The organism is Leifsonia sp. TF02-11 (assembly GCF_017565305.1).
Classification (GTDB): domain Bacteria; phylum Actinomycetota; class Actinomycetes; order Actinomycetales; family Microbacteriaceae; genus Leifsonia.
In genome coordinates this window covers 18,648-29,911 of the sequence record NZ_JAGEKP010000024.1, presented here as the reverse complement: position 1 = coordinate 29,911, position 11,264 = coordinate 18,648, and the positions used below count along the sequence as shown (strand labels likewise).

At 70.3% G+C, this 11,264-nt stretch carries 10 protein-coding genes; 7 read left to right on the top strand and 3 right to left on the bottom strand.

Going from position 1 to position 11,264, the window contains the following annotated elements:
• Positions 1–13 precede the first annotated feature (13 nt).
• Positions 14–1,534 carry an ABC transporter substrate-binding protein gene (locus JNB50_RS21100; RefSeq protein ID WP_208042110.1) on the bottom strand — a complete coding sequence of 507 codons (1,521 nt, stop codon included), beginning with the start codon at positions 1,532–1,534 and terminating at the stop codon, positions 14–16.
• Between the two features lie 303 nt (positions 1,535–1,837).
• Here JNB50_RS21100 and hpaH point away from each other — a divergent pair, with 303 nt between their 5' ends.
• The 6 genes from hpaH (at position 1,838) to hpaD (ending at position 8,340) form a co-directional block, all read left to right on the top strand.
• Entirely contained in the window at positions 1,838–2,623 is a 786-nt protein-coding gene (gene hpaH, locus JNB50_RS21095; RefSeq protein ID WP_208042109.1) for a 2-oxo-hept-4-ene-1,7-dioate hydratase, read from the top strand.
• Positions 2,608–3,417: an HpcH/HpaI aldolase/citrate lyase family protein gene (locus JNB50_RS21090; protein ID WP_208042108.1), complete on the top strand. Its 810-nt coding sequence runs from the start codon at positions 2,608–2,610 to the stop codon at positions 3,415–3,417. The genes hpaH and JNB50_RS21090 overlap by 16 nt, the downstream gene beginning before the upstream one ends.
• Before the next feature lie 98 nt (positions 3,418–3,515).
• On the top strand, positions 3,516–4,949 hold the full coding sequence (locus tag JNB50_RS21085; protein ID WP_208042107.1) for a fumarylacetoacetate hydrolase family protein: 1,434 nt from the start codon (positions 3,516–3,518) through the stop codon (positions 4,947–4,949).
• Positions 4,931–5,629, top strand: coding sequence for a GntR family transcriptional regulator (locus JNB50_RS21080; protein ID WP_208042106.1), 699 nt, complete (start codon positions 4,931–4,933; stop codon positions 5,627–5,629). Before JNB50_RS21085 ends, JNB50_RS21080 begins: the two co-directional genes overlap by 19 nt.
• 33 nt (positions 5,630–5,662) lie before the next feature.
• Positions 5,663–7,159 (top strand): 5-carboxymethyl-2-hydroxymuconate semialdehyde dehydrogenase, encoded by a 1,497-nt coding sequence (gene hpaE / locus JNB50_RS21075; RefSeq protein WP_208042105.1) that lies wholly within the window; start codon positions 5,663–5,665, stop codon positions 7,157–7,159.
• Between the two features lie 47 nt (positions 7,160–7,206).
• Entirely contained in the window at positions 7,207–8,340 is a 1,134-nt protein-coding gene (hpaD, locus tag JNB50_RS21070; RefSeq protein WP_208042104.1) for a 3,4-dihydroxyphenylacetate 2,3-dioxygenase, read from the top strand.
• 24 nt (positions 8,341–8,364) lie between these two features.
• Here the strand turns inward: hpaD and JNB50_RS21065 are convergent, their stop codons facing one another.
• Together JNB50_RS21065 and JNB50_RS21060 are read right to left on the bottom strand one after the other, a co-directional pair.
• Positions 8,365–9,249 carry an alpha/beta fold hydrolase gene (locus tag JNB50_RS21065; RefSeq protein WP_208042103.1) on the bottom strand — a complete coding sequence of 295 codons (885 nt, stop codon included), beginning with the start codon at positions 9,247–9,249 and terminating at the stop codon, positions 8,365–8,367.
• Positions 9,250–9,316: 67 nt separating this feature from the next.
• The gene (locus JNB50_RS21060; RefSeq protein WP_208042102.1) at positions 9,317–10,231 is read right to left on the bottom strand and encodes a DMT family transporter; all 915 of its coding nucleotides are present in this window, start codon (positions 10,229–10,231) and stop codon (positions 9,317–9,319) included.
• Between the two features lie 88 nt (positions 10,232–10,319).
• Between JNB50_RS21060 and JNB50_RS21055 the strand changes: the two genes are divergently transcribed.
• Complete coding sequence (locus JNB50_RS21055; protein ID WP_208042101.1) at positions 10,320–11,243, top strand: LysR family transcriptional regulator; 924 nt, start codon at positions 10,320–10,322, stop codon at positions 11,241–11,243.
• Positions 11,244–11,264: the final 21 nt, after the last annotated feature.

Here is an 11,264-nt window from a genome sequence, read left to right as displayed (position 1 = left end):
TGCGTGGCGGTCGCTACTTGACGGTGATCTGGCGCAGCGTGGGGAACATCATCCCGACCACCGGGGTGATCGCGATGTTGGAGGTGGAGGTGTAGCTGTTGTTGGCCTGGTACCAGATCGAGAACCACGCCTTCTGGGTGACCAGCTTGTTGAGCGCCTCGATCTGAGTGAGCTGGTCGCTCGGGTCGGCGGTCAGCACCTTCTGGACGGCGGCCTGCACGTCGGGGAACCGGTCGACCTCCGGGGTCGGGTTGTACCACTGCGGCAGGTTGATCATGCGCTGCACGGTCGCGACCGGGTTGGAGTCCATCGACAGGAAGGAGACGAACATCGGATAGGTCGGTGCGTTCTTCTGGTAGTCCATGTACTGCATGTCGTCCCAGGTGACCTTGATGCCGAGGTCGCCGAAGGTCTGGTCGACCACCGGCTGCCAGACCTGGAAGACCTGCGACATCGGCATGTGCAGCGAGAAGCCGTTGGCATAGCCGGCCTCGGCGAGCAGCGACTTGGCCTTGCTGAGGTTGAACGCGTACATCGTGTCGAGCGACGCGACATTGCCGGGCATCCCGGCAGGGAAGGCCTGGTTCGAGACCTTGCCTGCGCCGTTGCCGACCGACTTGAGGATGCTGGCGCCGTCGAACGCGTAGTTGAGCGCCTGGCGCACCTTCTCGTCGCCGAGCGGCTTGAACTTCTCGCCCGCTCGGTCGGTGAACTGGAGGCCGACCCATCCGGAGACCTTCGCTGCCACATTCCAGCCGTTCTGCTTCGCCTGCTGCAGGGCGGTGTCGTCGGCGTAGTTGACGTTGATCTGGCCGGACATCATCGCGTTGTCACGCGCGGTCGCGTCCTGGATCGGGTAGATCGCCAGCGGGTCGAACGGGAACTGCTTGGCGTCCCAGTGGTTCTTCACCTTGGTGAAGTGGTACTCCGATCCCGCGACGCTCGTGGAGGCGAGCGTGTACGGGCCGGACCCGACGGGCTCCTTGGCGAGCGTGCCCGCTGCGATCGCCTTGGGGGCCATCATGTAGCTTCGCCCGATGCCCATGAAGTAGAGCAGCGTGTCGTCGCGCTCCTTCAGGTCGATCTTCACGGTGTCGTCGCCGACGGCCTCGAACTTGTCGACGCTCGCGTAGGCCTCGCCGCTGCGCGCGCCCTGCTTGAGGTAGTTCAGGCTGGTGACGGCTGCGGCCGCGTCGAACTTCTCGCCGTCGGAGAACGTCACTCCGGTGCGCAGGGTCAGGGTGACGGTCTTGTAGTCGGCGGAGGTCTCGAACTTGGTGGCGAGGGCCGGTACGGGCTTGCCGTCGCCGTCCACCGCGATCAGCGGGTCGTAGACCGCCGACAGGTACGGGCCGTCGAAGCCGACGTCGGCCAGGGAAGGATCCCAGCTCGTCACGTCGGCGAAGTTGCCGATGTTGAGCGGACCGCCGGCCGCCGCCTTCGTGGGTGTGGTTTCGGTTCCCCCGGAGCCGCAGGCGCTCAGCGCCAGCACGGTCGCGGAGGCCACGGCCACCGCGATCAAGGCTTTCTTCATGGTGTCTTCTCTCGGTTCGCTAGGCAGGGAGTGGAACTCGAAACAGCAGACGTCGATCCAGCGATCGGCTGACACTCCGCTGTGTCGTGGCGGTAATTCTACAGTTGTTGACAAGAAAGGCAACTAGTGGAGAAAAACGATGGGAAAAGCCTGACATGGCGCGGCACACAACGTGAAATCGGCGCAGAGGGATCGCCATTTCGCGCACGGATCGACACGGAGAGGTGGTCACGATGTACGGGAAGATATACGATCCTCACGGGGCGATCGGCCCGTCCCCTCCGACGTCGAAGGGAGCCATCGGTGCTCGACAGCCCGACCATCCAGGCCATCGCGGACGAACTCGCGACGGCCGAGAGGGACCGCACGACCGTCCCGCTGCTGACCGCCCGCCACCCCGGTATGACGGTGGAGGACTCCTACGCCGTGCAGCGCGTCTGGGTCGAACGCGGCCTCGCCGCCGGCCGCCGGCTCGTCGGCCGCAAGATCGGCCTGACCTCCAAGGTCATGCAGCAGGCGACCGGCATCACCGAGCCCGACTACGGCGCGATCTTCGCCGACATGGTCTACGAGACCGGTGCCGTCATCCCGTTCGACCAGTTCTCCAACGTGCGCATCGAGGTCGAGCTCGCCTTCGTGCTCGACCGGCCCCTCGCCGGCCCCGACGTGACGCTCTTCGACGTCCTCGACGCGACGAAGTACGTGGTTCCCGCGCTCGAGATCCTGTCGTCGCGCATCGAGCTGCAGGGACGCACGATCGTCGACACGATCTCCGACAACGCCGCGATGGGCGGCATGGTCGTCGGTGGACGGCCGGTCGCGGTCGACGCCGTCGACCTGCGCTGGGTCGGGGCGCTGCTCTACCGCAACGAGACCATCGAGGAGTCCGGAGTCGCCGCCGCCGTGCTCGACCACCCCGCCGCCGGGGTCGCCTGGCTGGCGAACAAGCTCGCGCAGCACGGCACCCGCCTGGAGGCAGGGGACATCGTCCTCGCCGGCTCCTTCACGCGCCCGATGTGGGTCGAGCGCGGCGACACCATCCACGCCGACTACGGAACCCTGGGAGCCGTGACATGCCGATTCCTCTGACCCCTGCGCCGACGCTCGCCGACCGCCTGGGGGAGGCCGAACGCACGCTGTACGGGATGTGGTCGTGCGGCGGCAGCCCGCTGGCCGCCGAGATCTGCGCCGGCAGCGGCCTCGACATCCTGCTCATCGACGGCGAGCATTCGCCGGTGGGGCTGGAGTCGATCCTCGCCCAACTGCAGGCGGTCGCCGCCTACCCGGTGACGCCGGTCGTGCGGGCCCCGATCGGCGACGCGGTCATCCTCAAGCAGCTGCTCGACCTCGGGGCGCAGAACGTGCTCGTGCCGATGGTCGACAGTGTCGAGCAGGCGGAGGCGATGGTGCGCGCCGTGCGCTACCCGCCGCTCGGCGTGCGCGGTGTCGGCAGCGCGCTCGCCCGATCCTCGCGCTGGAGCCGCATCCCGGACTACCTGGCGCGCGCCCACGAGCTGGTGTCGCTCACCGTGCAGATCGAGACGACGGAGGCGCTCGCCGTGGCGGGGGAGATCGCCGCCGTCGAGGGCGTCGACGCCCTGCTGGTCGGCCCGGCCGATCTTGCGGCCTCCCTCGGCCTGCTCGGGCAGCAGAACCACCCGGACGTCGTCGCGGCCGTCGAGACCGTGATCCGCGCCGGTCGGGAGGTCGGCACTCCCGTCGGCGTCAACGCGTTCGACCCGGCGACCGCCGACCGCTACGCGCAGGCCGGCGCGGCCTACCTGCTGGTCGGCTCCGACGTCACGCTGCTGGCGCGTGCCTCGGAGGCGCTCGCCGACCGCTTCATCGGCCCGGCCGGCGGCCCCGCCGCCGCGGCGTACTGAGTGCCCACCGGCGCCTTGCCCAAGCCGATAGGATTGTATATGATCTCGAATATGGTCCACCGGACCCACCCATCCCCGACGACGAGGAGCCCCCTCCTGTGAGCGCCATCAGCCTGCCAGGCAAGATCATCGCGGTGCATCTCAACTACCGCTCGCGCGCCGCCCAGCGCGGCCGCACCCCGGCGCAGCCGTCGTACTTCTTCAAGCCGTCGTCGTCGGTCGCCGCCACCGGCGGCGAACTGGAGCGCCCGGCCGGCACCGAGCTGCTCGCCTTCGAGGGCGAGATCGCCCTCATCATCGGCCGCCCCACCCGCCGGGTCACGCCGGAGGAGGGCTGGGCCGCCGTCTCCGGCGTCACCGCCGCGAACGACTTCGGCCTCTACGACCTGCGCGCCGCGGACAAGGGATCCAACGTCCGCTCGAAGGGCGGCGACGGCTTCACCCCGCTCGGCCCCGACGTCATCCCGGCCGCGTCCGTCCGGCCCGACGCGCTGCGCGTGCGCACGTGGCTGAACGGCGAACTCGTGCAGGAGGGCATGACGGACGACCTGCTGTTCCCGTTCGGACAGCTGGTCGCCGACCTCTCGCAGCTGATGACGCTGGAGCCCGGCGACGTCATCCTCACCGGCACCCCGGCCGGCTCGTCCGTCACGCAGCCCGGCGACATCGTGGAGGTGGAGGTGGACGCGCCGACCGCTCCCGGCGCCCCGACCTCCGGCCGCCTGGTCACCCGCATCACCGAGGGCAGCGTGCCGTTCGGCGACTTCGGCACCAAGCCGAGCGTGGACGACCTCCAGCGCAGCGAGGCGTGGGGTACGCCTCCGGAGCCCGGATTCACGCTGACCGACGAACTCCGCGCCAAGCTCGCCTCCGTCGCCACCGCCACCCTCAGCTCCCAGCTGCGCAAGCGCGGCCTGAACAACGTGAGCATCGACGGCCTGACCTCCACGCGCCCGCAGGCGAAGGTCATCGGCACCGCGCGCACGCTGCGCTTCGTGCCGAACCGCGAGGACCTCTTCGCGACCCACGGCGGCGGCTACAACGCCCAGAAGCGCGCGTTCGACTCCGTCGGCGCCGGCGAGGTGCTCGTCATCGAGGCCAGGGGCGAGCGCGGCAGCGGAACGGTCGGCGACGTCCTCGCCCTGCGCGCGCAGGTCAACGGCGCAGCAGGCATCGTCACCGACGGGGGTGTGCGCGACCTCGCGGTCGTCGCCGCCCTCGACATCCCGACCTACTCGGCCGGCCCGCACCCCGCGGTGCTCGGGCGCAAGCACGTGCCGTGGGACACCGACCTCACCATCTCCTGCGGCGGCGCCACCGTTCAGCCCGGCGACGTGATCGTGGGCGATGCCGACGGCCTCCTGGTCATCCCGCCCTCGCTCGTCGAGGAGGTCGTGGCCGACGCGATCGAGCAGGAGCGCGAAGAGGAGTTCATCGCCGAGATGGTCGCCGCCGGCGAGCGGGTCGACGGACTGTTCCCGATGAACGCCGCGTGGAAAGAGAGGTACGCCGCATGGCTGACACAGCGCTGAGGGCCGACCCGGCCCTGAAGGCCGTCGCCCCGAGCAAGTCGCAGCTCGCCTACGAGTTCATCCGCGAACGGATCGAGGACGACCGGTACGTCTCCGGCTACCGGCTGGTGCTCGGGTCGATCGCCGGCGAGCTCGGCATCAGCGTCGTGCCGGTGCGCGAGGCGATCCGGCGGCTGGAGGCCGAGGGGCTGGTGACGTTCGAGAAGAACGTCGGCGCCCAGGTCGCCTTCCTGCACCCGACCGAGTACACGTACACGATGGAGACCCTCGCTCTCGTGGAGGGCGCGGCGACGCAGCTCTCCGCGCCGCGCCTCACCGCCGAGCACCTGCGCCGTGCGCGCCAGGTCAACGAGGCGATGATCGCGAGCCTCGACGGTTTCGACCCGCACCGCTTCACGCAGCTCAACCAGGAGTTCCACTCCGTGCTGTTCGAGGAGTGCCCGAACCCGCACATCCTCGACCTCGTGCACCGCGGCTGGAACCGGCTCGCCGTGCTCCGCGACTCCGTCTTCAGCTTCGTGCCCGGCCGTGCCCGCGAGTCGGTCGCCGAGCACGAGCACATCGTGGCCCTGATCGAGTCGGGAGCGGAGCCGCTCGAGATCGAGCTCGCCGCCCGCCGGCACCGACTCGCCACCCTGGACGCCTTCCACGCGTACCAGGACGAGCACACCCACCACTGACCTCAGCCCAGCCCAGTAAGAAGGAGCCAGCGCATGGCGCAGCACTACGTTCCCGAGAACCTCCCCACGACCATCCAGCACTTCATCGACGGGAAGTTCGTCGACAGCGTCTCCGGCAAGACCTTCGACGTGCTCGACCCGGTGTCGAACCAGACCTACGTGCAGGCCGCCGCCGGGCAGAAGGAGGACATCGACCTCGCCGTCGCCGCCGCCACCCGCGCGTTCAAGGAGGGCCCGTGGCCGCGGATGAAGCCGCGCGAGCGCGCCCGCGTGCTGAACCGCATCGCCGACGCCGTGGAGGCGCAGGACGCGAGGCTCGCCGAGCTCGAGACCTTCGACACCGGCCTGCCGATCACCCAGGCGCTCGGCCAGGCGCGCCGGGCCGCGGAGAACTTCCGGTTCTTCGCCGACCTGATCGTCGCCCAGGCCGACGACGCCTACAAGGTTCCGGGCAGCCAGCTCAACTACGTCAACCGCAAGCCGATCGGCGTCGCCGGTCTGATCACCCCGTGGAACACGCCGTTCATGCTGGAGAGCTGGAAGCTCGCTCCCGCGCTGGCGACCGGCAACACGGTCGTGCTCAAGCCGGCCGAGTTCACGCCGCTGTCGGCGAGCCTCTGGGCCGAGATCTTCCGCGAGGCCGGTGTGCCGGACGGCGTCTTCAACCTGGTCAACGGCCTCGGCGAGGAGGCCGGCGACGCGCTGGTCAAGCACCCGGACGTCCCGCTCATCTCCTTCACCGGCGAGAGCCGCACCGGCCAGCTGATCTTCGCCAACGCCGCTCCCTTCTTGAAGGGCCTGTCGATGGAGCTCGGCGGCAAGTCGCCCGCCGTCGTCTTCGCCGACGCCGACCTCGACGCCGCGATCGACTCGACCCTGTTCGGCGTCTTCTCGCTGAACGGCGAGCGCTGCACCGCCGGCTCCCGCATCCTCGTCGAGCGGTCGATCTACGACGAGTTCTGCGAGCGCTACGCCGCCCGAGCGAAGAACATCGTCGTCGGCGACCCGCACGACCCGAAGACCGAGGTCGGCGCGCTGGTGCACCCCGAGCACTTCGACAAGGTGATGAGCTACGTCGAGATCGGCAAGTCGGAGGGTCGCCTGCTCGCCGGCGGTGGCCGCCCGGAGGGGCTGGAGCACGGCAACTACGTCGCGCCGACCGTCTTCGCCGACGTCGCTCCGGAGGCCAGGATCTTCCAGGAGGAGATCTTCGGCCCTGTCGTCGCGATCACCCCGTTCGACTCCGACGAGGAGGCTCTGAAGCTCGCCAACGGCGTCCGCTACGGCCTCGCCGCCTACCTCTGGACCAATGACCTGGAGCGCGCGCACACCTTCGCCCAGAACGTGGAGGCCGGGATGGTGTGGCTCAACTCGCACAACGTCCGCGACCTCCGCACCCCGTTCGGCGGTGTGAAGGCGTCCGGCCTCGGCCACGAGGGCGGCTACCGCTCCATCGACTTCTACACCGACCAGCAGGCCGTGCACATCACGCTCGGGCCGGTGCACACCGCCCGGTTCGGCGCGAACTGACGCATCCGATCCACCCAGACCGCACTCGAAGAAGAGGAACCAGCACCATGAGCATCACCCCCGACGGCCCGGAGCCCGTGGTCGGCCTGACCGACCCGATCCCGGCACCGATCGACCGCATCCCGACCCCGAAGGCCACCCCGCCGGACATCGTCCGCTGCGCGTACATGGAGATCGTGGTCACCGACCTCGAGGCCAGCCGCAACTTCTACGTGAACGTGCTCGACCTCGTCGTGACCGAGGAGGACGAGAACACCGTCTACCTGCGCAGCTTCGAGGAGTTCATCCACCACAATCTCGTGCTGCGCAAGGGGCCGATCGCCGCGGTCGCCGCGTTCGCCTACCGGGTGCGCACCCCGGAGGACCTCGATCGCGCCGTGGCGTTCTACACCGAGCTCGGCTGCCGCGTCGAGCGGCGTGCGGAGGGCTTCACGAAGGGCGTCGGCGACAGCGTCCGCGTGGAGGACCCGCTCGGCTTCCCGTACGAGTTCTTCCACGAGGTCGAGCACGTGGAGCGGCTGGCCTGGCGGTACGACCTCTACACCCCGGGCGCCCTGGTCCGGCTCGACCACTTCAACCAGGTCACGCCCGACGTGCCGCGCGCCGTCAAGTACATGGAGGATCTCGGCTTCCGTGTCACGGAGGACATCCAGGACGAGGCCGGCACCACCTACGCGGCGTGGATGCGCCGCAAGCCGACCGTGCACGACACCGCCATGACAGGCGGCGACGGGCCGCGCATGCACCACGTCGCGTTCGCCACGCACGAGAAGCACAACATCATCGCCATCTGCGACAAGCTCGGCGCCCTGCGCATGAGCGACGTGATCGAGCGCGGCCCCGGCCGGCACGGCGTCTCCAACGCGTTCTACCTGTACGTGCGCGACCCCGACGGCCACCGCGTCGAGATCTACACGCAGGACTACTACACGGGCGACCCCGACAACCCCGTCGTCACCTGGGACGTGCACGACAACCAGCGCCGCGACTGGTGGGGCAACCCGGTCGTGCCCTCCTGGTACACCGACGCCTCGCTCGTGCTCGACCTCGACGGCAACCCGCAGCCGCTCACCACGCGCACCGACGACTCCGAGATGGAGGTCACCATCGGCGCCGACGGCTTCTCGTACACCCGCAAGGACGACCAGCCTCAGGGCTTCAAGCTCGGCGCGCAGGTCTGACGCGCGCCTCCTCCCCGCCTTCGGTCACTCGCCGGGGGCGGGGAGGTGGCGGCTGCGGTGGATCTCGTACGAGCGCTGTGCGGGGGTCGCGCCCTGCACGATCGGACGGTCGGCCATGAACTGTTCGATCAGGTACGCGAGCTCGTCGGGCTCGCTGAAGTTGATCGCGTGCGCCGCGCCCTCGAGCCGGACGATCACCACGTGGTCGTCCGTCTCGGCCACGAGCTCGCGCACCCGCTCCGGGTCGGGCATCAGCGGGTCGCGGTCGCCGATCACGACCAGGGTCGGCACGGTCAGCTCCAGCAACCGCTCGAGGGACGGATAGTTGGTGAGCGCGTCGAACATGATGACCGTGCTCGCGACGCCGAAGCGCAGGTAGTCCGGAACCGCGACCTTCACCATCCGCATGGGCTCGCGGCCGCCGTCTTTGGCGAGCTGCAGGACGGCCCGGGTCATGGGACGGTTGTACGCGCCGCCCGCCGGCGACACCAGGACGGCCCGGTCGATCCGGTCGGGATAGTGGTGCGCGAACTCCAGGATCACCGGGCAGCCCATCGAGTTGCCGACGAGGGTCGCCTTCTCGACGCCGCGGTCGTCGAGGAACCGCACGGCGGCGTGCGCCAGGTCAGGTACGGCGAGTCCGCGGGGCGAGCCGCCGCTGCGGCCGAAGCCCGGCAGATCGGGGACCAGCGTGTGGAAGGTGTGCACCAAACGCTCGGCGGTCGGCAGCAGGTACCGCCCGGAGAGCCCGAAGCCGTGCACGTGCATCATGGTGCGGGCACCGGCCGGGCCGGGAGCCTCCCGGTAGAAGACATCGACGCCGTCGATCCGCGTCCAGTGCTCCGACAGGCTCGAGGCCGGCCGGCGCGGCAGCCGCCGCGGCTTCGCTGCGCGCTCTCCCGTGCTCATGCCCCCAGCCTGCTCCGCGCGCCGCTCCCCGGCAATGCCCACCGTGCCGAAGGGCACGTATGTGCCCCTAGACGAGCGCTTTCGGGGCGCTTGCGTGCCCCTCGGCGACCTCCGGGCGGGGATCCGCGCGCTGGGCGGCGCTCAGGGTCGAGCCGGTGGAGGCGACGACGACCGCCGCCATGGCCACGACGTGAAGCCAGGTGACCGTCTGCCCCAGCAGCATCCAGCCGGCGAGAGTCGCCACGACCGGCTCCAGGCTGAGCAGCACCCCGAAGGTCCGGGCGTCGAGCCGGCGCATGGATGCGAACTCCAGCGAGTACGGGATGACCGACGACAGCAACGCGACCGCCGCCAACCCCGCCAGCGCGGCGGGGTGCGTCACCAACGAGCCGACGGAGGCCGCACCGAAGGGGGCGACGACCACCGCGCCCACCAGCACCGCGGCCGCGAGGGCGCCGTGACCGGGGACGAGAGCGCCGACGCGCGATCCGGCGAGGATGTAGCCCGCCCAGAACGCTCCGGCTGCGAGGGCGAAGAGGATGCCGATCGGATCGAGGGCGCGCCCGTCGCCGGCGCCGTCGACACCGAGCACGACGATCGCGGCAGCCGCCAGCAGCACCCAGCCGAGATCGCGCAGCCGCCGCGAGAGGACCGCTGCGAGGGCGAGCGGCCCGATGAACTCGATCGTCACGGCGATCCCGAGCGGGATCCGGTCGATGGCCGCGTAGAAGCAGCCGTTCATGCCGGCCATCGCCACCCCGAACAGGAGGACGGCACGCCACTGCCGGCGCTTCCAGCTCCAGAACCGCGGACGGAACACGACCGCGAGCACGATCCCGGCGATCAGGAGGCGAGCGGTGGTCGTGAACGCCGGCCCGAGGAGCGCGAACAGCGGGGTCGCGATGCCCGCGCCGAACTGCAGGGACACACAGGAGCCGACGACCATCAGCGCGGCGACCGGGGTGCGGGAGAGGGAGTTCACCCTTCCATCCTGGAGACATCGGTAACGTCGGTCCAGCGGATGTTTCCGACGTATAATCGTCGGAAACACCGATGAGGAGAGGGACGTCGTGTACAACCTCCACCGCCTCGCCCTGCTCGACGAGCTCGACCGCCGCGGCACGCTCGCCGCCGTGGCGCAGGCGCTGTCGTTCGCGCCGTCCTCGGTGTCCGAGCAGCTGACGCAACTCGAGCGGGAGGTCGGCGTGCGGCTGCTCGAGCCCGTCGGCCGCGGGGTGCGCCTCACCGCCGACGCGCACCTCCTGCTCCGGTTCGCGCGCGTCGCCCTGGCCGAGCTGGAGGCCGCGGAGTCGGCGCTCGCCGCGGCTAGGGACAGCGTCGCCGGCGTGCTGCGGGTGGCCACCTTCCAGACGGTGGCGCTGTCGGTGCAGCCGGCCGTGTTGACCGACCTGGCCGGGCGTCATCCCGAGCTGCGCGTGGACGTCGCCCAGGTGCAGGCCGCCGAGGCGACCTCCGGCCTCCAGGTCGGCGATTTCGACGTGGTGCTGGGGGAGGAGTACCCCGGTCGACCCGTTCCGCCGAGCGATCGGCTGCACCGCGAAGACCTGCGCGGCGACCGACTGCGCCTCGCGACGCCCGAGCACGGCCCCTGGAGCACGGCGACCGGTCTACGCGGTGTCGCCGCGGCGGCGTGGGCGCTCGACCCGGAGGGGACGGCGCCGGGCGACTGGTCGCGCGACGTCTGCCGCAGCGCCGGGTTCGAGCCGGAGGTGCGCTTCGACGGCGTCGACCTGATCACGCACGTTCACCTGGTGCGCACCGGTCACGCCGTGGCGATCCTGCCCGACCTGCTCGGCGCCGAGAACTCACGGGGAGTGCGCCTGGTCGAGCTTCCCGGCCGTCCCGAGCGCATGCTCTTCACCCTGACCCGCGCCGCGCGGGTCGCCCACCCCGCCGTCACCGCCTTCCGCGCCGCCCTCACCCGGGCCCTCGACGTGCGCGAGGACGGTTCCGGGTCGACTAGCGTTCTCTGAGGGGCGCGTGTGGACGCGCCA